The following is a 25699-nucleotide window of genomic DNA, read 5'->3' as shown; positions in this document are numbered from 1 at the left end:
AATGAATCTGAAAGATAAAACACAATCCCTGTTTGCTGAAAAATTTGGCTACCCTGCCACCCACGTTATTCAGGCGCCAGGCCGCGTTAATTTAATTGGCGAGCACACCGACTATAACGACGGTTTTGTGCTGCCCTGTGCCATTGACTACCAGACGGTGATCGGCTGCGCGAAACGTTCAGATCGTATGGTGCGGGTGATCGCCGCGGATTACGGCAACGAAATGGACGAATTTTCCCTCGACGCGCCGATCGTGACCCACGACAGCCAGCAGTGGTCGAACTATGTGCGCGGCGTGGTGAAGCATCTTCTGAAGCGTAACAAGGATTTCGGCGGGGCCGATCTGGTTATCAGCGGCAACGTGCCGCAGGGAGCAGGATTAAGCTCTTCTGCATCGCTGGAAGTGGCGGTCGGCACCGTCTTCCAGCAGCTTTATCATCTGCCGCTGGACGGCGCGCAGATCGCCCTCAACGGTCAGGAAGCGGAAAACCAGTTCGTGGGCTGCAACTGCGGCATTATGGATCAGCTTATTTCCGCGCTGGGCAAGAAAGAGCATGCGTTGCTGATTGACTGCCGCTCGCTCGGCACCAAAGCGGTTCCGCTGCCAAAAGGTGCGGCGGTGGTGATCATCAACAGTAACTTCAAACGCACCCTGGTGGGCAGCGAGTACAACACCCGCCGCGAGCAGTGTGAAACCGGCGCGCGCTTCTTCCAGCAGCCGGCCCTGCGTGATGTTTCTCTCGATGAATTTAACAAGGTTGCCCACGAGCTGGATCCGGTCGTAACGAAGCGCGTGCGTCACGTGCTGACGGAAAATGCCCGTACCGTAGAAGCCGCCTCCGCGCTGGCGAAAGGTGACCTGAAGCGCATGGGCGAACTGATGGCAGAATCGCATGCCTCCATGCGCGACGATTTCGAAATCACCGTGCCGCAAATCGACACCCTGGTTGAAATTGTAAAAGCCACGATTGGCGACAAAGGCGGCGTGCGTATGACCGGCGGTGGGTTTGGCGGCTGCGTCGTCGCCCTGGTGCCGGAAGAGCTGGTCCCTGCCGTTCAGGACGCCGTGGCGAAACAGTACGAAGCCAAAACGGGCATCAAAGAAACTTTCTATGTCTGCAAAGCATCACAAGGAGCCGGACAGTGCTAAACGAAATACCTACACTCGCACCGGATGGTCTGCCGTATCGCCTGTTAACCCTGCGCAACAGCGCCGGGATGGTGGTTACGCTGATGGACTGGGGCGCAACCCTACTTTCTGCCCGCGTCCCCATGCCTGACGGCAGCGTGCGCGAAACCCTGCTCGGCTGCGCATCCCCCGAGCAGTATATTGAGCAAAACGCTTTTCTTGGCGCGTCCATAGGCCGCTACGCCAACCGCATCGCCAGAAGCCGGTTTGAGCTGGACGGCGTAGAATATTCCCTGCTTTCAAGCCAGGGTGAAAATCAGCTGCACGGCGGTCCGGAAGGGTTTGATAAACGCCGCTGGAAGATTGTGCAGCAAAATGACGGTGAGGTCTGGTTCTCTCTGGACTCCCTCGACGGTGACCAGGGCTTCCCGGGCAATCTGACCGCAACCGCGCGCTTCACCCTGACCGGGGATAATCGCATCGCTATTGAGTACCGCGCGACGGTCGACAAGCCGTGCCCGGTTAACCTGACTAACCACGCTTACTTCAACCTTGACGGCAACCAGACCGATGTCCGTAACCACAAACTCCAGATCCTGGCGGACGCGTATCTGCCGGTCGATGAGATGGGTATCCCGTACCAGGGGCTGAAACCGGTAAGCGGCAATAGCTTTGATTTCCGTCAGCCGAAAACCATCGCCCAGGATTTTCTGAGTAATGACGATCAGCGCAAGGTGAAAGGCTACGACCACGCTTTCCTGTTGCAGGCGAAAGGCGATCTTTCTCAACCTGCCGCACAGGTCTGGTCCGCGGATGAGAAGTTACAGATGACGGTCTACACCACCGCCCCTGCCCTTCAGTTCTACTCCGGCAACTACCTGGAGGGCACCACGGCGCGTGAACATAACGACTACGCCGCCTGGCAAGGTCTGGCGCTGGAGAGCGAATTCCTGCCGGACAGCCCTAACCATCCAGAATGGCCGCAGCCGGACTGCGTACTGCGTCCGGGTGAAGAGTACACGAGCGTCACCGAGTATCATTTCATTCCGCGCGCTTAACGCCCGGCGGCGCTGCGCCTGCACGGGCCTATGAATGCAGGCCGGATAAGCGAAGCGCCGTCCGGCAAAAAAGCCAGGCCCTCACCGCGAGGGCTTTTTTATCTCCGCTTGCTGAAAATAGCGGCGATCGCAGACAAAATCATAACCCTGGATTCACATGCATCTTACACTCTCCAACTATTTTCGCTATGGTTAGGGTTAAGCGTTGCTGCTGGCACAGTCACGGCAATATAATGAGAATTGTTATCATTCAAAATGCTTGAGGAGTAAGAAATGGCTAATACTAAGCTTGTCCTGGTGCGCCACGGCGAAAGCCAGTGGAACAATGAAAACCGCTTCACCGGCTGGTATGACGTTGATCTGTCCGAGAAAGGCGTGAGCGAAGCAAAAGCGGCAGGTAAACTGCTGAAAGAAGAAGGCTTCACCTTTGACTTTGCTTACACCTCTGTGCTGAAACGTGCCATCCATACCCTGTGGAACGTTCTGGACGAGCTGGATCAGGCCTGGCTGCCGGTTGAGAAATCCTGGAAACTGAACGAGCGTCACTACGGTGCGCTGCAAGGTCTGAACAAAGCGGAAACCGCAGAGAAATACGGTGACGAGCAGGTTAAGCAGTGGCGTCGCGGTTTCGCGGTAACGCCTCCAGAGCTGAGCAAAGATGACGAGCGCTACCCGGGTCACGATCCGCGCTACGCGAAGCTGACTGAGGCTGAACTGCCACAGACCGAAAGCCTGGCGCTGACCATCGACCGCGTGGTGCCTTACTGGAACGAAACCATTCTGCCGCGCCTGAAAAGCGGCGAGCGCGTTATTATCGCTGCTCACGGTAACTCCCTGCGCGCGCTGGTGAAATACCTGGACAACATGGGTGAAGATGAGATCCTCGAGCTGAACATCCCTACCGGCGTACCGCTGGTGTACGAGTTCGACGAGAACTTCAAACCTGTTAAACATTACTATCTGGGTAACGCCGACGAAATCGCTGCAAAAGCGGCGGCAGTGGCGAACCAGGGTAAAGCGAAATAATTTTCGCCGGACATAAAAAAAGCGTGGAGCAATCCACGCTTTTTTATTGCCCGCGACAGACTTAGCCGCGACGCGCTTTTACCGCATCCGCCAGCTGGCGCAGGATCGTATCGGTATCTTCCCAGCCAATGCAGGCATCCGTCACGCTCTTACCGTAGACCAGCGGTTCGCTGCCCTCAAGATTCTGGTTGCCTTCCACCAGATGGCTCTCGATCATCACCCCAATCACCGCGCGTTCACCGTTGGCGATTTGCTGACAAACATCTGCCCCGACTTCCATCTGCTTTTTGAACTGTTTGCTGGAGTTCGCATGGCTGAAATCGATCATCACCTGCGGCGCCAGTCCCGCTTTCTCCAGACCCGCCTTCACTTCCGCCACGTGTTTTGCGCTGTAGTTAGGCTCTTTACCGCCGCGCAGAATGATATGGCAGTCGCCGTTACCGCTGGTATTCACGATAGCCGAGTGGCCCCACTTGGTCACCGACAGGAAGCAGTGCGGCGCGCCAGCCGCATTGATGGCATCAATCGCGACCTTGATGGTGCCATCCGTGCCGTTTTTGAAGCCGACCGGGCATGAGAGACCAGACGCCAGCTCGCGGTGAACCTGAGATTCCGTGGTGCGCGCGCCGATGGCGCCCCAGCTCATCAGGTCAGCCAGATACTGCGGCGTGATCATATCCAGGAATTCTCCCGCCGCCGGCAGCCCGCTGTCGTTAATTTCCAGCAGCAGCTTACGCGCAATGCGCAGGCCATCGTTGATCTGGAAGCTGTTGTCCATGTGCGGATCGTTGATCAGCCCTTTCCAGCCCACGGTGGTACGCGGTTTTTCGAAATAGACGCGCATCACAATTTCCAGTTCGTCCTTCAGCTCTTCACGCAGGGTGAGCAGTCGTGACGCATACTCTTTGGCCGCAGCAGGATCGTGAATAGAGCACGGCCCGATCACCACCAGAAGACGATCGTCGCTACCTTTGAGGATCTTGTGGATCGCCTTGCGGGCATGAGACACCGTGTTGGCGGCATTTTCAGTGGCGGGGAATTTTTCAAGGAGCGCTACGGGAGGTAATAACTCATTGATCTCTTTAATACGTAAATCGTCGTTCTGATAATTCATCTTCTTTCCGGCTCTGCCATATCTTTAGTAATGAAAGCAATGCTTTCAATCTAACTTGTCGGCCTTGAAGTGTAAACGGGCTTTTACACTTCACGCAGATAATTCCTGGAATTCGCCTAAAATTCACCACAAAATAGCGAAAAATGAGATCTGGCCTAAACTTTTTATTTGTAACAGCTGAATTTAAATATTTATACGCGATTCCATTCTGCCCTCACGCAGAAATCCGGGATCTTTCGCCACTGAACAAGATGCACTGTTGGAGAATGTTATCCAGCGTAACGATAAGAACAGGAGCACCATGATGAAAATGACGAAACTGACTACGCTTTTCCTGACGGCAACCCTTACCCTGGCAAGCGGCAGCGTGCTGGCAGCCGATGCAGGTTCATCCGGCAGCAACGGTGACGCGAATGCTGCTGCCGAAGCAGGCCAGGTTGCGCCGGATGCAAAACAGAATATTGCGCCAAATAATGTTGATAACAGCAATATCAACACGGGCAATACTAACACCGGCGGTACGAATACCGGCACCATGAACCACGACGGCATGACCAACGATGAGGTTCATAAAAACTCGATGTGTAAAGACGGTAAATGTCCGGACCCCAATGACAAAGTGGGTAGCGATGCCAATACCAAAACGGACGGCACCACCCAGTAAGCCTGTCTAAGAAGAAATAAGGAGAGCGCATGCTCTCCTTTTTTATTTAAGCACTTAAAAACGCTACACTAAAAATAATAATAAATCAGGAAAGATATCATGGCGCATTCCCACTCCCATTCTCCCTCTTCCGGCGATGAAAACGCCAAACGGCTTCTGCTGGCATTTGCGGTCACCGCCACGTTTATGGTTATTGAGGTCATCGGTGGTCTTATTTCCGGCTCGCTGGCGCTGCTGGCCGATGCCGGACACATGCTTACCGATGCCGCGGCGCTGCTCTTCGCGCTGCTGGCCGTGCAGTTTGCCCGCCGCCCGCCCAATGCTCGCCACACGTTTGGCTGGCTCAGGCTGACCACGCTTGCCGCCTTTGTGAATGCGATTGCCTTAGTGGTGATTACCATACTCATCGTCTGGGAGGCTTTTCAGCGCTTTCGGCATCCTCAACCGGTAGCCGGGACAACGATGATGGTGATTGCCATTGCCGGCCTGGTTGCCAATATTCTGGCGTTCTGGATATTGCACCGCGGCAGCAGCGAAAAAAATCTGAACGTGCGGGCCGCGGCGCTTCACGTGCTCGGTGATTTGCTGGGTTCTGTTGGTGCGATTGTGGCCGCGCTGATCATTATGGGCACGGGCTGGACCCCTATCGACCCGATTCTTTCCGTGCTGGTATCGTGCCTGGTATTGCGCAGCGCCTGGCGGCTGTTGAAGGAGAGCGTAAATGAGCTGCTGGAAGGCGCGCCCACGTCACTGGATATTGGCGAACTGAAGCGCAACCTGAGTCGCTCCATTCCTGAGGTTCGTAACGTCCATCACGTTCACGTCTGGCTGGTTGGCGAAAAACCGCTTATGACGCTGCACGTTCAGGTTGTTCCGCCCCACGATCACGACGCGCTCCTTGAACGTATTCAGCATTTCCTTGAGCATCACTATGAGATTGCGCACTCCACTATCCAGATGGAGTACCAGCCTTGCAGCGGGCCAGACTGCCACCTTAACGAGGCGCAGTCCGGCCACTCACACGCACATCACCATTAACGGGAAAGCGCGCGAGAGCCACGCTCACGCGCGCTGTTAATCCACATGCGGCTGCCGTTGAGAGCAATGAAGGTCAGCAGCATGTACTCCAGCGACATGGCATAAACGCCCTGAAGGGCAAAAATCACCACGCTAATCACGTTAATCACCACCCACAACAGCCAGTTCTCAACGTATTTACGCGTCATCAGGATCATCGCCGCAATCGACAGTACCATCATGCAGGAATCCCAGAACGGGAAGGCATCCGGCTGAAGCTGTGGCAGGGTGACATTCAATCCCAGCCCCGACATCACCGAGACCGCCACGCGCGTCAGGAAGGCAAATACCGGATCGATAAAGACGGTCATCAGGCCGATAGCCACCACGCAGGCCGCGAGCCAGGCGAGGGCTTTTGGCAACGGCAGCCAGCGGATTTGCAGCTCCGCCTCCTGCTGGCTGTTTTGCCGCGACCAGGCATACCAGCCGTAGATGTTGGCCGCGAAGAAGAACAGCTGTAGAAGCAGGCTGGCGTAGAGCTGGATCTGGAAGAAGATGATCGCAAACAGCGTAACGTTAATCAGCCCGAACGCATAGTTGCTGATCTTCTCAAGGCTAGCCAGCCAGATACAGAGTAAACCGGCCAGCGTACCTACCGCTTCAATCCACGACAGGTCATAGCCGCCCGCACCGATGGGGATGTGAACCAGGATGTTCTGTGTACTAAAAAAATCCATTTTTTCTCCGGGGCGTAATAAGTTAAGTACGTAGTGTAGCCGCAAAATCCAGCATGCGGTTAAGCGGAATTAACGCGCCTTCACGCAGGGCAGCATCCACGTGGATCTCATGCGCAGCGCCACCGTTCTCCAGCCCCTCCGCAATGGCTTTGAGGCCATTCATCGCCATCCACGGGCAGTGCGCGCAGCTACGGCAGGTCGCCCCTTCTCCGGCGGTTGGCGCTTCAAGCAGCTCTTTTTCCGGCACGGCCTGCTGCATTTTGTAGAAGATACCGCGATCGGTCGCCACGATGAGCTGCTTGTGTGGCAGCGTTTTTGCCGCGTTAATTAACTGGCTGGTTGAGCCGACGGCGTCCGCCATCTCGACGATCGACTGCGGGGATTCCGGGTGCACCAGAATCGCGGCCTGCGGGTATAAGGCTTTCATCCGGGTCAGCGCCTGGGTCTTGAACTCATCGTGGACGATACAGGCACCCTGCCAGCACAGCACATCCGCACCGGTCTGTTTTTGCACGTAGTTTCCCAGATGGCGATCGGGCGCCCAGATGATTTTTTCACCCATGCTGTCCAGATGTTCAATCAGCTCAACGGCGATACTGGACGTCACTACCCAGTCTGCCCGGGCTTTGACGGCAGCGGAGGTGTTGGCGTAGACCACGACGGTACGGTCAGGGTGAGCATCACAGAAGGCGGTGAACTCATCAATCGGGCAGCCGAGATCGAGGGAGCATTCGGCATTCAGCGTCGGCATCAGAATCGTTTTTTCCGGGCTGAGGATTTTTGCCGTTTCACCCATAAAACGAACGCCCGCAACGAGAAGCGTAGAGGCAGGATGTTTAGCGCCGAAACGCGCCATCTCCAGCGAGTCTGAGATACAGCCGCCCGTCTCTTCTGCCAGCTGCTGAATTTCCGGGTCAGTGTAGTAATGCGCCACCATCACCGCATCACGCGCTTTAAGAAGGCGCTTAATTTTCTCACGATAGAACTGCTTCTCATCCCGGTTTAGCGGCGCTGGCTTCGGCGGGAAGGGATAAATTGCGGCTTCGGGATCAAACATCACACTCATTATGGCTTCTCGTTTTACTGGCTTAACAATATTGCCTTTGTTTTGCGGAAGATAGCAAAAATGACGGCAATGGTGTTTTATATACTAAACAAGATAGCGAATATTAGGTGGAATGTCATCGGGAATTGGTGCCAGCAGCATTTGTCGGGTGGCGGCTTCGCCTTACCCGACCTACAAAGCACTGGGGAACGACAGATAGCAAAAAGGCGCCTTTAGGGCGCCTTTTTACATTGGTGGGTCGTGCAGGATGACTCGGCTTCGCCTCGCCCTTCGGGCCGTTGCTAAAGCAACGTTATCCTTAACGTTTAACATCTGAGTAAGACATTAAAATTGGTGGGTCGTGCAGGATTCGAACCTGCGACCAATTGATTAAAAGTCAACTGCTCTACCAACTGAGCTAACGACCCACTTTTGCGCTGCTTTCACGTTGTTTGATATCCCGTGGCAACGGCGGCATATATTACTGATTTAAGAATTCTGCGCAACAAAAATTTCGATGAAGATCACTTAACTGCTTAGGAATCATGCTGCACGACCAGAAATAACGCGATTTCTGGTCATGCGGTAATCAACCCATCGAACTTAAACGTTTTTGCGCTTGTTTGGCGCCGTCGGTGCCCGGGAATTTAGCAACCACCTGCTGATAAACCGCTTTGGCTTTAGCCGTGTCGCCTTTGTCCTGCATGATCACGCCAACTTTAAACATCGCATCCGGCGCTTTCGGTGATTTCGGGTAATTTTTCACCACAGAGGCAAAATAAAACGCCGCATCATCCTTTTTACCCTTGTTGTAATTCAACTGACCCAGCCAGTAGTTCGCATTGGGCTGGTAAGTGGAATCAGGGTACTTCTTCACGAAGTTCTGAAACGCAACGATAGCATCGTCCTGGCGCGATTTGTCCTGCACCAGGGCAATGGCCGCGTTATAGTCCGTATTCGCGTCACCGCTCTGTACAGGCGCTCCAGACGACGCTGAGGCATCGGCCGCTGGTGCAGGCGTCGCCGCACCGCTTTGATCGCCTGTTGCGGGCTGTGCAGCCGCACCGCCGCTGCTCAGGCTATCCATCTGCGACAAAATTTGCTTCTGGCGCTCCACAACCTGATTAAGCTGATACTGACTCTCCTGGATCTGACCACGAAGGGAATCGATATCGTTCTGGTTGTCGGAAAGTTGCTGCTGGAGTTGAGTTAAAAGCTGACTGTGAGCGTTAGAAATACGCTCGAGCTGAGTGACCCGGTCTTCTACCGAGCCTGAGCCGACACTACTGATTGGTGCCTGAGCAAAAGCGGCCCAGGGGGCCGCTATTCCAACCAGTAACGACAGACTCATCAGATGATGTCTGAAGTTACTGCTCATGCAATTCTCTTAGTAAACGAGTACGGCACGACGGTTTTTGGAGTAAGCCGCTTCGTCGTGACCCAGTACTGCTGGTTTTTCTTTACCGTAAGAAACGATGGAGATCTGGTCAGCAGAAACGCCTTTACCCTGGAGGTACATTTTAACAGCGTTTGCACGACGTTCACCCAGGGAGATGTTGTACTCTGGGGTACCACGTTCGTCCGCATGACCTTCTACGGTGACTTTGTAAGACGGGTTGCTACGCAGGAAGTTTGCGTGCGCATCCAGCATTGCAGCGAAGTCAGAACGGATGTCGTATTTATCCAGATCGAAGTAAACGATGTTGTTCTGCTGTAACTGCTGCATCTGAAGACGCGCTTGCTCTTCAGAAGACATATTGCCATTGCCGTTAGCGTCCATACCGGTGCCGGCACCCATCATGCCTTCGCCGCTCTGGTCATTGCTTGCGTTCTTGTTAGAAGAACACGCTGCGATTGCCATTACAGGCAGAGCGATCATCAGCCCCTTCAGCACTTTGTTCAGTTGCATTTCTAAGATTCCTTTAGTAATCAATTAATTATTATTACAGATACGGCGACCAGGCAGGTGATTTTACCTGTCCATCAGTTGCCGGAAGACGCGCTTTGAAACGCCCATCTGTAGAAACCAGATTCAGCACGGATCCCATCCCCTGAGAAGAGCTGTAGATTACCATGGTGCCGTTAGGTGCCAGACTTGGCGTTTCATCCAGGAACGTTGACGACAGTATTTGTACGCCTCCCGTTACCAGATCTTGTTTGGCAATGTGCTGCTGACCACCCGCAGTGCTGACCATTACCATTGTTTTACCATCGGCACTGACGTCAGCATCCTGGTTCTGAGAACCTTCCCAGGTAATGCGCTGCGCTGCTCCGCCGTTGATATTCATTTTATAAACTTGTGGACGACCGGCCTGGTCAGACGTAAAGGCCAGATTCTGGCTGTCCGGGAACCAGGTTGGCTCCGTGTTGTTGCTACGACCATCGGTTACCTGGCGGATCTGGCCAGAGCCAATGTCCATGACGTACAGGTTCAGGCTACCGGTTTTAGACAGGGCAAACGCCAGTTTAGTCCCGTCCGGAGAGAACGCAGGCGCACCGTTGTGACGCGGGAATGACGCAACCTGACGCACGGCACCGTTAGACAGCGTCTGGATAACCAGCGCGGAACGGCCGCTCTCGAAGGTCACGTACGCCAGCTTGGAGCCGTCTGGAGACCATGCCGGAGACATCAGCGGCTGCGGAGAACGGTGTACGGTGAACTGGTTGTAACCATCGTAGTCAGAGACGCGCAGCTCATAAGGGAACTGGCCGCCGTTGGTCTGCACAACGTACGCGATACGTGTACGGAACGCACCTTTAATCCCGGTCAGCTTCTCAAACACTTCGTCACTCGCCGTGTGGCCTGCATAACGCAGCCACTGCTTGTTCACTTTATAGGTGTTTTGAGCCAGAACGGTACCCGGCGCACCGCCGGTATCCACCAGCTGATACGCAACGTTATAGCCGCCGTCTGGTGCAGGGGTAACCTGGCCGACAACTACCGCATCAATCCCCAGCGCAGACCATGCAGCAGGCTGAACGTCCTGCGCGGTACCCGGCTGCTGCGGCAGTCGAGAACGATCTAACGGGTTAAATTTACCACTGTTACGCAGGTCAGCTGCCACAATGCCGCCAATATCTTCAGGCGCAGCGCCCGGGCCTGCCCACTGGAACGGAACGACGCCGATTGGACGCGCTGAGTCCACCCCCTGGGTGATCTCAATGCGTACTTCTGCGTGCAGTACAGCTGCCCACAGCATTAAAAAACTAACTGCTACACGTAATGCCTGCTTCATCATATCTCCCTTATCTGGGTAACCTTACCCACGATAATTTAGCAGAATGTTAACAAACCCAAATAGACAAAACTACTTATCCTGTTTACGACCATAGACTGTTTTTCAGACTTCCGTTAGAAGAGTTGATTACAGCTTAAAGTCCAGTTTGGCATCTTTTATCTTTTCATAAACAGCCTCGCTAGGCGGTTTAGGAATGTTCGCCGATCTGGCTGCGGCCAACGCAGCCTGACAGAGCGCAGGATCGCCCCCTTCAGACGTCACGCTTTTCAACCTGCCGTCTGGCGCAAGATTGATGTGCAGTACGCACTGCTTGCCCTGATACAGGCCTGCATCAAAGAGTCGGCTCTGAATCGCAACCTGGATCTGCTTGGCATAAGCGCTGATATCTGCACCTGTTGCCCCACCGTTGGCTCCGGAGGTACCGCTGTCTTTTGACGGCTGTCCATTTCCTTTGGCCCCACCGCCCGTTTTCGGTGCATTCTTACCGGAGCTCAGGTCACCCAGCAGGTCGTCTACACCGGCGGCAGCGGCAGCTTTCTCAGCGGCTGCGGCCTTTTTAGCCGCGGCTTTTTCGGCAGCCGCTTTTTTATCGGCAGCGGCTTTCTCAGCGGCTGCTTTTTTGTCAGCGGCAGCTTTTTCCGCAGCGGCGGCTTTTTCTGCCGCAGCTTTCTCGGCGGCGGCCGCTTTTTTCGCAGCATCAGCAGCCGCTTTCTTCTCGGCTTCCTGCGCAGCTTTCTTCGCGGCTTCCGCTTCGGCTTTCTTCTGTGCGTCGGCAGCCGCTTTTTTCGCCGCTTCCGCTTCCGCTTTCTTCTTCGCGTCAGCAGCCGCTTTCTTCGCCGCTTCCGCTTCCGCTTTCTTCTGAGCATCAGCAGCCGCTTTCTTCGCCGCGTCTGCGGCTAACTTAGCCTGAGCATCTGCCTTCGCCTTCGCGTCTGCTGCGGCTTTGGCTGCCGCCTCTTCCGCCTGCTTCTGCTGTTCCTGGGCTTGCTTCGCTGCGGCTTCAGCCTGTTTCTGCTGCTCCGCCTGCTCTTTCGCCGCTTCCTGCGCCTGCAAACGTTCTTTCTCAAGCTGCTTCAGACGTTCCTGCTCAGCGGCCTGCTTTTCACGCAACTCTTCCGCCTGCTGTTGCGCCTGTTTTTCACGCTGTTCTTCCGCGCGCTTTGCGCTCGCCTGCTGCTGTTGCTGACGATTATAGTTCTGCACTACCGCACCGGGATCTACCATGACGGCGTCGATGGATGAGCCTCCACCACCGCCCGATGCATCAATGTGCTCATCGAACGAACTCCAGATCAGCGCTGCAAAAAGAATCACGTGCAGCACTGCGGAGACGATTATCGCTCGCTTAAGCTTGTCGTTCTGTTCGGTTGCCTTTGACACTATCGGTTCCCAAAAACTACGCAGATGATCAAATAGGCTGAGTCATTAAGCCAACTGACTTAACGCCCGCGCTATGTAGCAAGTTCAGCGCTTTGATAATTTCATCATATGGTACGTCTTTCGCACCACCGATTAAGAAGACCGTCTTCGGATTTGACTCCAGGCGTCGTTGCGCTTCAGCAATAACCTGCTCTGGCGGGAGCTGATCCATACGATCTTTCTCCACCACCACGCTGTACTGCCCTACGCCGGAAACCTCAATGATGACCGGAGGATCGTCATTGGTGCTAACCGCCTGTGATTCTGTCGCATCCGGCAGATCAACTTCCACGCTCTGGGTGATGATGGGCGCTGTGGCCATAAAGATCAGCAGCAGCACCAGCAGCACGTCCAGTAACGGAACGATATTGATTTCGGACTTGAGCTCGCGACGACCTCGTCCACGCGATCTGGCCATGGTTTACCCCTTGTTGCTCTCGGTGCTGGTAAACGCCTGACGATGCAGAATCGCGGTGAACTCTTCCATAAAGTTGTCGTAGTTCAGTTCCAGTTTGTTCACGCGCTGGTTCAGACGGTTGTACGCCATCACCGCCGGAATTGCGGCGAACAGACCGATTGCGGTCGCGATCAGTGCTTCTGCGATACCCGGTGCAACCATCTGCAACGTCGCCTGCTTCACCGCGCCCAGCGCGATAAAGGCGTGCATGATCCCCCACACCGTACCAAACAGGCCGATATACGGGCTGATGGAACCCACGGTGCCAAGGAACGGAATATGCGTTTCAAGATTTTCCAGTTCGCGGTTCATGGAGATGCGCATCGCACGGGACGCACCTTCTACTACGGCTTCCGGCGCATGGCTGTTAGCACGGTGTAAGCGAGCGAACTCTTTGAAACCACTATAGAAAATTTGTTCAGAGCCTGAAAGGCTATCACGGCGTCCCTGGCTTTCCTGGTACAGACGAGAAAGCTCGATACCCGACCAGAACTTATCTTCAAACGCTTCGGCTTCGCGGCCAGCGGCATTGAGGATACGCGTTCTCTGGATGATGATGGCCCAGGATGCGATTGAAAAACCAATCAAAATCAACATGATAAGTTTAACCAGAAGGCTTGCCTTCAGGAACAAATCAAGGATATTCATGTCAGTCACTGCTTAAACTCCGCGACAATAGACTTAGGAAGCGCACGAGGCTTCATTATGGTTGGATCAACACAGACAATCAGGACTTCAGCTGAGTTCAGTACCGTGTTCTCTGCATTGACTATCCGCTGCGTGAAAACCAGTGAAGTTCCGCGCATTGATGTAATTTCTGTTTGGACTTCGAGCATATCGTCGAGTCTGGCAGGCGCAAAATACTCAAGCGTCATCTTGCGTACCACAAAGGCAACTCGCTCAGCCAACAGCACCTGTTGACTAAAGTGATGATGGCGCAGCATCTCTGTGCGTGCCCGTTCATAAAAAGCAACGTAGCTGGCGTGGTAGACCACACCACCGGCATCGGTATCTTCGTAGTAGACACGTACCGGCCATCGAAACAGCGTTGTATTCACTTTACATCCCGGTAATACAAGAAAAGTTGGAGCTTTCAAACTTCGCTACTATACGCGCGGGAATGATGGTTTGGAATGGGGGAAAGTAAACGGAGAGTAAATTTTTATGGGCTCGGGTAAGCCCATATCGTTAACGGACATTTCTTATTCAGAAGAAGAAGAAAATCAAACCGGCGAGGAGTACCAGATCGGCAATCAGCGGGCAGAAGATGCCCTGCCAGTGAAGCGCTTTCGGACGAAAGCCAACGCCGTGAATGACCCCTGCACACACCGCCCACATAATCAGGAAGCCGTGCCAGATCTCAAGCTCGCTGGTTTTTGCCGCGAAGCGCGACGGGTCCCAGAAAATACAGCCCGCCAGCAGTAATGCCATAATGAGGGAAAGCGCCCTCAGGGGGCGCTTATCCATTACCGCATATAACGTTGCGATAATGTTCATTAGTGCTTTTCTTCACCTGCTTTGGACGCTTCAACATGCTCAAGCGCCAGGGCAGTGATGACACCAAATGCACAGGCAAGAAGCGTCCCTAAAATCCATGCGAAATACCACATATTCAGCTCCTTACTTAGTACATAGAGTGGGTGTTGCTTTCGATATGTTCTTTGGTAATACGACCGAACATTTTCCAGTAACACCAGCTGGTGTAGAGCAGGATAATCGGTACGAATACGCAAGCAACATACGTCATCAGGTTCAGCGTCAGCTGGCTGGAGGTTGCATCCCACATGGTCAGGCTAGCATTCATCATGGTGCTGGACGGCATCACGAATGGGAACATCGCAATACCCGCGGTCAGGATGATGCACGCCAGCGTCAGGGAGGAGAACACGAACGCCAGAGCGCCTTTCTCCAGACGAGACGTCAGCACGGTCAGCAGCGGCAGCAGCACACCCAGAGCCGGGATAGCCCACAGCGCAGGGGTCGTGTTGAAGTTCACCAGCCATGCACCGGCCTGACGCGCCACTTCTTTGGTCAGCGGGTTAGACGGTGCAGTATGGTTGATCGCGGAGGTCACCACGTAACCATCAATACCGTACACCACCCACACGCCTGCCAGAGCGAAGCAGACCAGCGTCACCAGCGCTGCAACCTGAGCGGTTGCGCGGGAACGCAGGTGCAGTTCACCCACGGTACGCATCTGAAGGTAGGTTGCGCCCTGGGTGATAATCATCGCCACGCTCACCACGCCCGCCAGCAGACCAAACGGATTCAGCAGCTGGAAGAAGTTACCGGTGTAGAACAGACGCATATATTCGTCGACGTGGAACGGTACGCCCTGCAACAGGTTACCGAACGCCACACCAATGACCAGCGGTGGAACGAAGCTACCAATAAAGATGCCCCAGTCCCACATGTTACGCCAGCGGGTGTCTTCAATCTTGGAACGGTAGTCAAAACCCACCGGACGGAAGAATAAAGAGGCCAGCACCAGAATCATCGCCACATAGAAGCCGGAGAACGCAGCCGCGTAGACCATCGGCCAGGCAGCGAACAGCGCGCCGCCTGCGGTGATCAGCCACACCTGGTTACCGTCCCAGTGCGGGGCGATGGAGTTAATCATGATTCGACGTTCGGTGTCATTACGACCGAGGAAACGGGTGAGCATGCCCACGCCCATGTCGAAACCATCGGTGACCGCAAATCCAATCAGCAGAACGCCGATCAGCAGCCACCAGACAAAACGCAATACTTCATAATCGATCATTTGATGACTCCTGTCTTAGCGTGCCGGCTGAGTCGTCACAGCAGACTGCTCGTAGTGGTAGCGACCGGTTTTCAGGCTGCTTGGGCCAAGGCGCGCGAACTTGAACATCAGGAACAGTTCAGCCACCAGGAACAGGGTGTACAGACCGCAAATGAGCAGCATGGAGAAGATCAGGTCGCCTGCGGTCAGGGAGGAGTTCGCTACCGCGGTTGGCAGCACCTCACCGATCGCCCACGGCTGACGGCCATACTCCGCGACAAACCAGCCGGACTCGATTGCAATCCACGGCAGTGGAATGCCGTACAGCGCCGTGCGCAGCAGCCATTTTTTCTCGCCGATGCGGTTACGAATGACGGACCAGAACGAGGCCGCGATGATCAGCAGCATAATAATGCCGCAACCGACCATGATGCGGAACGCAAAGTACAGCGGCGCAACGCGTGGAATGGAGTCTTTGGTTGCCATCTGAATCTGCTCTTCCGTCGCGTCGGAGACGTTCGGGGTATAGCGTTTCAGCAGCAGGCCGTAGCCCAGGTCTTTTTTCACGTCGTTAAAGCGATCGCGAACGGCCTGGTCGGTAGAACCGGCGCGCAGCTGTTCCAGCAGCGAGTAGGCTTTCATCCCGTTACGGATACGCTCTTCATGCTGCACCATCAGATCTTTCAGGCCAGTGACCTGTTTGTCGACGGAGCGCGTGGCGATAATACCCAGAGCGTAAGGAATTTGAATGGCGAAGCGGTTTTCCTGCGCATCCTGGTCAGGCACGCCGAACAGGGTAAACGCGGCAGGCGCCGGCTGGGTTTCCCATTCCGCTTCAATCGCGGCCAGCTTGGTTTTCTGCACGTCGCCCATTTCGTAACCGGATTCATCACCCAGAACAATAACGGACAGAATCGCCGCCATGCCGAAGCTTGCTGCGATAGCAAAGGAGCGTTTCGCAAACGCGAAGTCACGACCGCGCAGCATATAGTAGGAGCTGATGCCCAGCACGAACATCGCGCCGCAGACGTAGCCAGACGCCACGGTGTGGACGAATTTCACCTGAGCAACCGGGTTCAGGACGAGTTCAGCGAAGCTGACCATCTCCATGCGCATGGTTTCGAAGTTGAAATCAGACGCGATGGGGTTTTGCATCCAGCCGTTCGCCACCAGGATCCACAGCGCGGACAGGTTGGAGCCTAATGCCACCAGCCAGGTTACCGCCATATGCTGGACTTTACCCAGACGGTCCCAACCGAAGAAGAACAGACCTACAAAGGTGGATTCGAGGAAGAAGGCCATCAGACCTTCAATGGCCAGCGGCGCACCAAAAATATCCCCAACGTAGTGGGAATAGTAAGACCAGTTAGTCCCGAACTGGAACTCCATGGTCAGACCGGTTGCCACGCCCAGCGCAAAGTTGATGCCAAACAACTTGCCCCAGAACTTGGTCATATCTTTATAAATCTGTTTGCCGGAGAGGACGTAAACCGTTTCCATGATCGCCAGCAGGAACGCCATACCCAGCGTCAGCGGCACAAACAGGAAGTGGTACATCGCGGTCAAGGCAAACTGTAAGCGCGACAGTTCGACTACGTCTAACATTATGACTCCTTGCTCATCGCATGAAGACTCCGAGAGTGAACCCCGTTAGATAAGGATCCACACGCATGCCCCAATACAAAGTTATCTGCGTCCCTTCTTCGTTGCTTATTCTCCGGAGGGGGAAAAAGCAACGATGAAAGGTTACAAATACGTTAAGAAAAAACCAAATTGATCCCGTAAATATAATACGCTGCAAAACCCTTACAATAAACAGGTTTTTATTCGAACAGATTTACGTTTTTCGACGGCGATCAATTTATAGCAAAATTACCACTTTTCGGCCATTTTGATCGGGAACAATTTAACGCCTTTTGGAGCCTTTCTCCAAGCATTAAACATTGATTTAAATCAAAAACGCCGGCATCTGTTAACGATGTTTCTTTGTGGTATACATAGTAAAGACCTTGTTAATGACATGTATATTTTTAGGCGCGCAGCGTTATAAAAGGCAGAAGATAATATAAACAGTTGTGATTTTTATTAACGCGACAGGAAAATCGTATTTTATGGACGACGAAACATATTCTGTTATCCGCTTCACAGTATTTTTTTATTACTTTGCCTTCAGAATAAATGATTACATTTTATTCACCTTTAGCGGCATTAAAATTAACACCCCTGTGTGACTTTTTAATGAAAAAAAAGGCCGCACCCCCTGCGACCTTTTGTTAAGCCAGGTATTACCTCTCTATCCTGACGCTAAAGGTTCGGGACTGGCACGGACGGAATGGACCAGAAATGCCCGCACTCTCCTCCCCTGCCGGATCGGGCATCTCATTCATGTTCGTTTCGCAACAGGCCAGCACCACGCGGTTCACTGACAGGGCGACGTCGCAGGATTGCGTTTCGGACGGGTTGTAGAGACGCACTATCATCTCGTCACGATCCTCTGCTTTCTTCAGCGCGCTGAGCACGCATCCGTTTGGCGAAAGCGTTAGCAGACTGTAGCTGCCGGGCGTGGTGAAGGCGGTGCGGTTAAGCTTCATTGCGTCCCAGGGGATTTTGTTATAGCAGTGCACCGGCGTTAGCCACGACTTCGCCTGCTGCGCAACGCCGGCACTCACGGGCGTGCCGGTAAACGTGAACAAGCTGAAGCGACAGCGTAGCTGGCCCCGCACCTGCGAATCCGGCACCGGCATTTTGATCCCGGACGGCCTGCCCGGGCGCAAAAGTAAATCCTCTTTTCCAAGCAGCCCCACGCCGCGAAGCAACGTCAGGGCAAATGTTTTTTGACGCTCGCCGGTCACCTCAAATTCGCGCAACCCTTCGGTGAACAGCGCCATCCCGTTACGCCGTTCCTGGAGCACCGCGTAGTTGAGCAGGTTCCACACCGGCAGCGGCGCTTCCTTCCATCCCTCCTCCTGCCAGTTCGCCATCGCTTCATCCCGTACGGGGCGCGTCAGCGAACCGAACTGGGTATCGGCTAATACCGCCTCCGTGGTGAACGGCGTCGGGATCAGCACCCGCACGCGATGGTCATCCGCGTGATTGCCGAGGCGCGCCTCAACGTCGATACGCCGGCTGTTATGGCCGAGCGTGACCGTCAGTTCTGCCTCAAGCATCCCCGTCTGCTGACGTGCAGAACGTTCGGCAAGATTCGCCGGCACCGCCATGCGATGGCGGATCACCGCCCTGCTCTGCCAGGCCTCGTGGATCACCTCAACGTCGTGCTCGCCCTGCGCGGAAGTGAGCCGCCACTCTTCCCGAGAGGGCGAGTAGTCGTACTCATCGCCATCATCCGAGCTCTCTTCTATTTCCAGCGCGCGGTCATAAATCAGCCCGGACTCTTTGTCGCGCAGGCGCAGCGACCCGTCTTCATTTAACGTAATTTCCCAGAACGCATTTTCCAGCAGCGCCGCCGACGCATTTTCTGGCACCCGCAGCTTGCCGGCCACGTGCGGCTCGATAAACAGCGTGCGGTAACCCATTGATGGCAGGATCTGGTTGAGCTGAATGTCAAACTCCATAAAGGGCTCATAGTTGCCGTAATGCACAATCTGCCGGTCAATCAGCCCGGGGTCGATCTCGCGCGCGCTGCGGAGGTAATAAGGAATGTCATTCCCCTTATCGTCCAGCAGGCGGAACTGGCTGGCGCGCAGACGTATCGTGGTGTTAATCACTTCCTCGCGCGGCCAGGGCGTCAGGTTAAACATCACCAGTTTGTCTTCATCGCTTTGCGGCATGTTGTCGACAATCTTGCGCATATAGAAGCACGTCAGGTTATCGGCCATGTCTTCCGCCAGCTCGAAGCGGGACATCACCTCGCGATGCACCTTGTCACTACAGCAGCAGCCGATACTGTCGTGGGCGTGATTCTTGAGGATCTCTTTCCACATTTTTTCCAGCAGGCCGTGGTGATACTCAAAGCCCAGCGTCCAGGCAAGCGTGGCCAGCGGCTCAAGAACGTTGACGATCTTGTTTTCTATCCGGGCGTGGGCGATTTTGATGTCCATCCGCGTGGAGCCGATGGTCCGGTGCACCCGCATGTATTTACCGTCAATAAACTCCCCTTTCAGGGTTGCCAGTTCATCGCGGTGCGCGTCGATGTGGTCAAATACCTCCTCGAAGCGGCTCATCACAAACTGACGCTGCGGATAGATTTCGCGAAGCTTATCCATCACCGCAAAAATGTTCTGCTGGAGCGGCATCTGGTCGTGGCCGTTAGGCAGCAAAATTTCTTTCGTCACGGAGGCTTTTTCGAGCACCTCTAACCAGGCGTCGAGCCGTTTCCGCAGCCCGTCTTCATCCTCCGGTAAGTACTTACCAATCGCGTAGCCCAAGGGCAGCACCTGTGCCGTCACTTCGCTGCCGTCCAGGCTTTGCCAGAGAAATTCGGTTTTATCGGTACCGTGCCGCTCGGAGCACCCGCGCCAGAACATGGTGCGCGTGATGCCAAAACCGTTATAAATGTGCGGCAGCTGGGAAGACATGCCGAAGGAGTCCGGCAGATAGCCAATTTTCATCGGCTCGCCAAAGGCCATGCAGTCGCGCATGCCGTACATCAGATTGCGGACGATCGACTCGCCGGAGACAAGGGTGGTATCCGTCTGGGTATACCACGGACCCACGATCAGCTTCCCGGCCTCCACCAGCGCTTTCACGCGTGGCCTGCTTTCCGGCTTCACGGCAAAATAATCTTCCAGCACCGCCGTCTGGCCGTCGAGGACGTAGTATTTGTACTCTGCATCCTGTTCAAGACGGGTGAGGATCTCTTCCATATTATTGACCAGAAGAATACGTGACGCTTCGGTGGTGAAGTACCACTCACGGTCCCAGTGCATATGTGGCGTGATATGAACGCGAGATACAGCTTTCATCTTCGTTTCCTGTCGGTGCGTGTTTAGGATGTAATGTCTTCAGTCACGTAGGTGCCGCGCTTCACGGCGTGACGTCGCCAGAGCAGTAACATGAGCGTAGAGATGGCGGCGCCAACCAGCGCGGCGCCAAACCAGCCCGCAGCGGCCATCACGCCACCCAGCCCGGCATCATGCAGTAAGAAGAGCGAGAAAATGCCCGCTCCCGGGGTGGAAAGCCCAATGCCCATCGCCCCGACAATCGCGCCGGTCGCCATTGATCCCAGAACGAATGAGCCGATGACCCGCAGCGGATCCTCGATAGCCATCGGAATTGCCCCCTCGGTGATGCCCGCCAGCCCCAGCAGCCAGGTGGATTTGCCGGTCTCAATTTCGAACTGTTTAAACAGGCTCGGGGCCAGCATCGTTGACGCCGTCACGGTAAAGGCCGATACCATTTTGACGGAGGCAAAGATCGCATAAGGCCCGTAGACGCCGTTAGCCATCGCCCCCAGGCAGAACGCGTAAGAGGCTTTGTTGACCGGGCCGCCCAGATCGAACGAGCACATAAAGCCCAGAATCGTGCCCAGAAGCAGCGCGTTCGCGCCGGACAGCCCGTTAAGCCAGGCTGTCAGGGCGTTATTGATCCAGGCCACCGGTTCGCCAATCACAAACAGCATCAGGCTTCCTGCGCCCAGCACGCCCATCACCGGATAGAGATAAAAGGTCAGAAAGCCGTTGTAGCGGCTGCTCAGCCGGATGTGGTTTTTCACCCAGCGCATCAGGTAACCCGCAATCAGCCCGCCGACGATGGCCCCCAAAAAACCAGAACCAATCATATTGGCGGCCAGACCCGCAGCAAAACCTGGCGTAAGCGCAGGTTTATCCGCCAGCGAGTAAGCGGTATAGGCCGCGAGGACAGGAACCATCAGAATACCGAGCATCCCGCCGCCCAGTTTGCGGTACATCCACAGCCACGAGTTTTCCTGATCGAACAGATGCTGCAAGCCCAGGATTTGCGCCAGCAGTACCGACACGGCCAGCACCGTGCCGCCAGCGACAATCAGCGGCACCGCAAAGGAGATGCCGCTGAGAAGCGCCTGCTTTAGTTCGGTTTTAACGCGCTTTTTGGTGTCTGTGTCGACATGCGCAGGGCGCGCATCGGATACTGGCTCTAGCGCCAGCGCGCGCTTAATGAGCGCTTCCGCATGACGTAAGGGTTCAGCCACGGCTACGGAAATGGCGGGGATCCCCTGAAAGCGTTCGCTCTCTTTGATCGCCACTTCCGCCGCGAAGATACACGCTTTGGCTTCCCGCAGCTGCTGAGCGGTAATGCGCCCCTCAACGCCGTTCGCCCCCTGCTTCTCAACCACCACATTGACGCCGAGCTTACGTCCCGCTTTTTCGAGATATTCTGCGGCCATATAGGTATGGGCGATCCCTGCCGGACAGGCGGTTACGCACACAACCGTCGGGGCGTCGGCCAAACGCGCGCTTTCCTCTGGCTGCGGCGCATCGTCCAGGGCAGCAAGCAGCGCGTCCGCGGTGGTGGCGCTCATGACACGCGCGCGAAGCGCATCGTCCGCCAGACGGGTGGTGAGCGCGGTTAATAGCTGCATGTGCGTCGATCCCGCTTCGGCTGGCGGGATGGCGAGCAGAAAAATCAGCTCCACGCGTTCGGGGCCATCCACCCCCTCCCACTCCAGCGGATCGGCGAGCGTCGCCACGGCAAACGCAGCCCTGCTCACGGCCACGGATTTTCCGTGCGGAACGGCAAGCCCCTCTCCCAGCGCCGTCGGCCCCTGGGCCTCACGCTGGTGGACATCACGCAAAAAAAGCGCCAGATCGGAGACTGCGCCACACCGGGCCAGCCTGCCGGCCAGCGCGTCTATGGCCTCATCGCGACTGCGGAAGCGCGCGTTCAGGCAGAGCGCATCTGGATGCGTTAACGCCGTCAGGTTCATCATTATTGTTACTCCCGTAAACAGACTGGCGAGAGTATCGCAGAGCGAATAAGACGATTATGTGATCATTTTCATGTTTAGCGATCATTTGTATTCAATTTGTATTATTTACAATTTCATCCGCCGAGGCATAATCGTCATCAATGGTATTAACGGAACAAGACAACGAGCGTGCATGAGCGGAAAACCGAAATATCGTCAGATCGCGGATACCCTGCGGGATCAGATCCAGCAGGGCGTGCTGGCCGCCGGGGACGCGCTGCCGACCGAATCCGCGCTCCAGGCCACCTACGGCGTGAGCCGCGTAACCGTTCGGCAGGCCCTGAAGCTGTTGACCGAGCAGGGCATCGTGGAGAGCGTTCAGGGCAGCGGCACCTACGTTAAAGAGGAACGGGTTAATTACGACATCTACCAGCTCACCAGCTTTTACGAAAAGCTGGCGGACAGACGCGTGGAAACCCACAGCGACGTACGGGTGTTCGAAGTGATTAAAGCCGATGCGGCGCTGGCGGCAACGATGGCGCTCGCCGAAGGCGATAAGGTCTGGCACGTTAAGCGCGTCCGCTTTATCAAGCAAAAGCCGGTTACGCTGGAAGAGACGTGGATGCCGCTGGCGCTTTTTCCCGATCTCACCTGGGAAGTGATGGAAAACTCCAAGTATCACTACATTGAGCAAATAAAGAAGATGGTCATTGACCGGAGCGAGCAGGAGATCGTCGCGGTAAACCCTACGCCAGAAACCATCGAGGCACTGGGAATCGATCCTTCCCGCCCGATTCTTGAAAAAATCTCCCGCGGCTTTCTTAATGACGGAACGCTGTTTGAGTACAGCCGCAACAGCTTTAAAAGCGACGACTATCGCTTCACCTTAATTGCCCGGCGCCATCATTAAGAGGCGATGTCCTAATAGCTTCGCGTTAGGATATCGCTGACATTTAATTATTTGCCATTGCATTTCGTGGTTTATTGTAAAAATGCATTTTCCGGCTATTTATTTCATGAATAGAATTCTGTGCAGTGCATCACATTTATTTTTCGACGCGCGACACCATCAGCGCGCGCATCCCTTGTGGTGGCTGTTTCGCCAGTCTCATACAAATAATCAATAATTACCGTCACTTTTGTTTTTATTTCCGCCGATTTATAGTAGCTGCGGATATAATTTGTCTTTTCCGAATCTGCTATGCCGCACTCTTAGCGTGAGATTTATCACCTAAGGATGCAGGATATGAAACCGACTCTGATTGCAGTTAGTCTTTTCACGCTGTTCGCTTTTCAGGCCAGCGCAAACGTCAGCGCCCCCAGCCCTTCTGCCTATACGAAAGAGCGCAATGCCGCCGTCTATAAAACGCTGGACTTCACCGACCAGCAGGGTATCGCTGACGCGAAACGCGGATTTATCGCCACGCTCACCGCGCCGGTAATTAAAACCGACGGCGGCAAAACCGTAATGAATATTGACGGCTGGTCTTTCCTCAAGGGGGATGCCCCTGCAACGGTTAACCCTTCTTTATGGCGCCACGCCCAGCTCAACAATATTTCGGGGTTATTTAAAGTCACCGATAAAATGTATCAGGTGCGCGGGCTGGATATTTCCAACATGACCATTGTTGAAGGCGACAGCGGCATTATTATTATCGATCCGCTGGTGGCGACCGATACCGCCCGTGCGGCGCTTGAGCTTTATTATCAGCACCGTCCGAAAAAGCCTGTTGTTGCCGTCATATATACGCATAGCCATGTCGATCATTTCGGCGGCGTGAAGGGCGTCGTTTCCGAGAGCGACGTCAAGAGCGGCAAGGTGAAAATCTACGCGCCGGATGGATTCATGGAGGAAGCCACCAGCGAAAACCTGCTGGCGGGAAACGCGATGAGCCGCCGGGCGCTCTATATGTACGGCATGATGCTGAAACCCGGGCCAGAAGGCCACGTGGATAACGGCATGGGCAAATCGCTGGCAACCGGCAAAAACAGCTTAATCGCTCCGACGTATATCGTGAACAAATCCGGCGACCGGGTGAACATAGACGGTATTGATATAGAGTTCCTGCTGGTTCCCGGTACGGAGGCGCCGTCCGAGATGATGATGTGGTTCCCGCAGTTCAACGTGCTGGACACCACGGAGCTGCTGAACCCCAGCATGCACAACCTCTATACCCTGCGGGGCGCCAAGGCGCGTAGCGCGGTGAACTGGTGGAAAGCGCTGGACAAAGCGCTCATCACCTACGGCGATAAAGCGCAAATCACCATCAGCCAGCACCTCTGGCCTATGTGGGATAACGCCCGCATCAGGAAGTACATGGGCGACCAGCGCGACATGTATAAATACCTGAACGATCAGGTGCTTAATCTGATCAACAAGGGCTATACCATGGATGAAATCGCCGAGACCATCCGCCTGCCGGACAGCCTCGCGAAAAACTGGGCCAACCAGGGCTACTACGGCACGGTCAGCCACAATGCCAAAGGCATGTACATGTATTACATGGGCTGGTACGACAGTAACCCCGCTAACCTGAATCCTCTCCCCGAAAAAGAGGCCGCGCCTAAATACATTCACCTGATGGGCGGCGAGAAGCAGGTCTACCAGCAGGCGCAGCAGGCGGTGAACAGCGGAGACTATCGCTGGGCCGCACAGCTTCTTAACCATCTGATCTTCGCCAACCCGGAGAACAAGCAGGCTAAGACGCTACAGGCGGACGTCTTCTCCCAGCTCGGCTGGCAGAGCGAGAACGCCCTCTGGCGTAACGAGTACCTGAGCGGCGCGAAAGAGCTGCGCGACGGCGTTCCGGTTATCCCGGCCGGGTCGACAATGGACAGCGATTTAACCGCCAGCATTGCCCCTGAAGCCCTGCTTGATTATATGGGCGTGGCGCTTAACGGGCCGAAGGCCAACGGCAAGCAGCTGCGCTTCAACTGGACGTTGCCTGACGGCGACAAGTGGGGAATCGCGCTTAACAACAGCGTCATCATGTACCACAAGGATCTCCCCTTCAGCGACCCTGACTTCAGCGTGAAGACCAGCGTGGCCGGGATGTCCCATTTGATAAACCACCAGCAGCCGCTGGACAAGAGTATCGCTGATGGCGAGCTCAGCGTCGACGGCAGCACCCAGAAGCTGAAGGAGCTGCTGGACCTGCTGGATACCTTCCCGCAGATGTTCAACATCGTCACCCCCTGACCCTTGCC

The 25699-nt window shown here is 55.0% G+C and carries 23 protein-coding genes and 1 tRNA gene; 7 read left to right on the top strand and 17 right to left on the bottom strand.

The window, feature by feature from the left end; translation table 11 throughout:
- Position 1 precedes the first annotated feature (1 nt).
- The 3 genes from galK (at position 2) to gpmA (ending at position 3213) form a co-directional block, all read left to right on the top strand.
- Positions 2-1150: a galactokinase gene (galK, locus tag INF58_RS09960; RefSeq protein WP_063449327.1), complete on the top strand. Its 1149-nt coding sequence runs from the start codon at positions 2-4 to the stop codon at positions 1148-1150.
- Positions 1144-2187 carry a galactose-1-epimerase gene (galM, locus tag INF58_RS09955; protein ID WP_193527600.1) on the top strand — a complete coding sequence of 348 codons (1044 nt, stop codon included), beginning with the start codon at positions 1144-1146 and terminating at the stop codon, positions 2185-2187. The genes galK and galM overlap by 7 nt, the downstream gene beginning before the upstream one ends.
- Positions 2188-2460: 273 nt before the next feature.
- On the top strand, positions 2461-3213 hold the full coding sequence (gene gpmA / locus INF58_RS09950) for a 2,3-diphosphoglycerate-dependent phosphoglycerate mutase (protein WP_006809557.1): 753 nt from the start codon (positions 2461-2463) through the stop codon (positions 3211-3213).
- Between the two features lie 61 nt (positions 3214-3274).
- On the opposite strand, the gene aroG is transcribed toward gpmA, so the two are convergent.
- On the bottom strand, positions 3275-4327 hold the full coding sequence (gene aroG / locus INF58_RS09945; protein WP_193527599.1) for a 3-deoxy-7-phosphoheptulonate synthase AroG: 1053 nt from the start codon (positions 4325-4327) through the stop codon (positions 3275-3277).
- A gap of 304 nt (positions 4328-4631) precedes the next feature.
- Here aroG and INF58_RS09940 point away from each other — a divergent pair, with 304 nt between their 5' ends.
- Together INF58_RS09940 and zitB are read left to right on the top strand one after the other, a co-directional pair.
- Positions 4632-4991: a protein YbgS gene (locus tag INF58_RS09940; protein WP_063449330.1), complete on the top strand. Its 360-nt coding sequence runs from the start codon at positions 4632-4634 to the stop codon at positions 4989-4991.
- A 99-nt stretch (positions 4992-5090) separates the two neighbouring features.
- A complete protein-coding gene (gene zitB, locus INF58_RS09935; RefSeq protein WP_102751474.1) occupies positions 5091-6029 on the top strand; it encodes a CDF family zinc transporter ZitB in 939 nt (312 codons plus the stop codon).
- On the opposite strand, the gene pnuC is transcribed toward zitB, so the two are convergent.
- The 16 genes from pnuC to mngA all read right to left on the bottom strand — a co-directional run bounded on the left by pnuC (position 6026) and on the right by mngA (position 22510).
- Complete coding sequence (gene pnuC, locus INF58_RS09930; RefSeq protein ID WP_112792589.1) at positions 6026-6745, bottom strand: nicotinamide riboside transporter PnuC; 720 nt, start codon at positions 6743-6745, stop codon at positions 6026-6028. The genes zitB and pnuC overlap by 4 nt on opposite strands.
- 22 nt (positions 6746-6767) lie before the next feature.
- On the bottom strand, positions 6768-7811 hold the full coding sequence (gene nadA, locus INF58_RS09925) for a quinolinate synthase NadA (protein ID WP_193527598.1): 1044 nt from the start codon (positions 7809-7811) through the stop codon (positions 6768-6770).
- A gap of 331 nt (positions 7812-8142) precedes the next feature.
- A tRNA-Lys gene (locus INF58_RS09920) sits at positions 8143-8218 on the bottom strand.
- A gap of 161 nt (positions 8219-8379) precedes the next feature.
- The gene (gene cpoB, locus INF58_RS09915; RefSeq protein WP_193527597.1) at positions 8380-9168 is read right to left on the bottom strand and encodes a cell division protein CpoB; all 789 of its coding nucleotides are present in this window, start codon (positions 9166-9168) and stop codon (positions 8380-8382) included.
- 9 nt (positions 9169-9177) lie between these two features.
- Positions 9178-9699, bottom strand: coding sequence for a peptidoglycan-associated lipoprotein Pal (gene pal / locus INF58_RS09910; protein WP_003858578.1), 522 nt, complete (start codon positions 9697-9699; stop codon positions 9178-9180).
- Positions 9700-9733: 34 nt separating this feature from the next.
- Complete coding sequence (gene tolB, locus INF58_RS09905) at positions 9734-11026, bottom strand: Tol-Pal system beta propeller repeat protein TolB (RefSeq protein WP_063866121.1); 1293 nt, start codon at positions 11024-11026, stop codon at positions 9734-9736.
- A 129-nt stretch (positions 11027-11155) separates the two neighbouring features.
- Positions 11156-12409 carry a cell envelope integrity protein TolA gene (gene tolA, locus INF58_RS09900; RefSeq protein ID WP_063866120.1) on the bottom strand — a complete coding sequence of 418 codons (1254 nt, stop codon included), beginning with the start codon at positions 12407-12409 and terminating at the stop codon, positions 11156-11158.
- A 28-nt stretch (positions 12410-12437) separates the two neighbouring features.
- Positions 12438-12866, bottom strand: a complete 429-nt coding sequence (gene tolR / locus INF58_RS09895) for a colicin uptake protein TolR (protein ID WP_003858589.1) — start codon at positions 12864-12866, stop codon at positions 12438-12440.
- Positions 12867-12869: 3 nt separating this feature from the next.
- The gene (tolQ, locus tag INF58_RS09890; RefSeq protein ID WP_072201887.1) at positions 12870-13562 is read right to left on the bottom strand and encodes a Tol-Pal system protein TolQ; all 693 of its coding nucleotides are present in this window, start codon (positions 13560-13562) and stop codon (positions 12870-12872) included.
- Positions 13559-13963 (bottom strand): tol-pal system-associated acyl-CoA thioesterase, encoded by a 405-nt coding sequence (ybgC, locus tag INF58_RS09885; protein ID WP_003858593.1) that lies wholly within the window; start codon positions 13961-13963, stop codon positions 13559-13561. Before ybgC ends, tolQ begins: the two co-directional genes overlap by 4 nt.
- Positions 13964-14111: 148 nt before the next feature.
- Complete coding sequence (gene ybgE, locus INF58_RS09880; RefSeq protein ID WP_003858596.1) at positions 14112-14402, bottom strand: cyd operon protein YbgE; 291 nt, start codon at positions 14400-14402, stop codon at positions 14112-14114.
- On the bottom strand, positions 14402-14515 hold the full coding sequence (gene cydX / locus INF58_RS09875) for a cytochrome bd-I oxidase subunit CydX (RefSeq protein ID WP_006177208.1): 114 nt from the start codon (positions 14513-14515) through the stop codon (positions 14402-14404). Before cydX ends, ybgE begins: the two co-directional genes overlap by 1 nt.
- A 14-nt stretch (positions 14516-14529) precedes the next feature.
- The gene (gene cydB / locus INF58_RS09870) at positions 14530-15669 is read right to left on the bottom strand and encodes a cytochrome d ubiquinol oxidase subunit II (RefSeq protein WP_063449337.1); all 1140 of its coding nucleotides are present in this window, start codon (positions 15667-15669) and stop codon (positions 14530-14532) included.
- A gap of 15 nt (positions 15670-15684) precedes the next feature.
- Positions 15685-17253 carry a cytochrome ubiquinol oxidase subunit I gene (cydA, locus tag INF58_RS09865; RefSeq protein ID WP_063449338.1) on the bottom strand — a complete coding sequence of 523 codons (1569 nt, stop codon included), beginning with the start codon at positions 17251-17253 and terminating at the stop codon, positions 15685-15687.
- A 680-nt stretch (positions 17254-17933) separates the two neighbouring features.
- Positions 17934-20570 carry a mannosylglycerate hydrolase gene (gene mngB, locus INF58_RS09860; RefSeq protein WP_193527596.1) on the bottom strand — a complete coding sequence of 879 codons (2637 nt, stop codon included), beginning with the start codon at positions 20568-20570 and terminating at the stop codon, positions 17934-17936.
- A gap of 23 nt (positions 20571-20593) precedes the next feature.
- Positions 20594-22510 (bottom strand): PTS 2-O-a-mannosyl-D-glycerate transporter subunit IIABC, encoded by a 1917-nt coding sequence (mngA, locus tag INF58_RS09855; protein ID WP_193527636.1) that lies wholly within the window; start codon positions 22508-22510, stop codon positions 20594-20596.
- Positions 22511-22685: 175 nt separating this feature from the next.
- Here mngA and INF58_RS09850 point away from each other — a divergent pair, with 175 nt between their 5' ends.
- Positions 22686-23402, top strand: a complete 717-nt coding sequence (locus tag INF58_RS09850) for a GntR family transcriptional regulator (protein WP_063866117.1) — start codon at positions 22686-22688, stop codon at positions 23400-23402.
- Positions 23403-23738: 336 nt separating this feature from the next.
- Entirely contained in the window at positions 23739-25691 is a 1953-nt protein-coding gene (locus INF58_RS09845; protein WP_193527595.1) for an alkyl/aryl-sulfatase, read from the top strand.
- Positions 25692-25699: the final 8 nt, after the last annotated feature.

The sequence above is a fragment of the Enterobacter cloacae complex sp. P24RS genome, from assembly GCF_014982165.1.
In the GTDB taxonomy this organism is placed as follows: domain Bacteria; phylum Pseudomonadota; class Gammaproteobacteria; order Enterobacterales; family Enterobacteriaceae; genus Enterobacter; species Enterobacter quasihormaechei.
The sequence above is the reverse complement of the archived record's forward strand: the minus strand, read 5'-3'. Positions and strand labels throughout refer to the sequence as shown.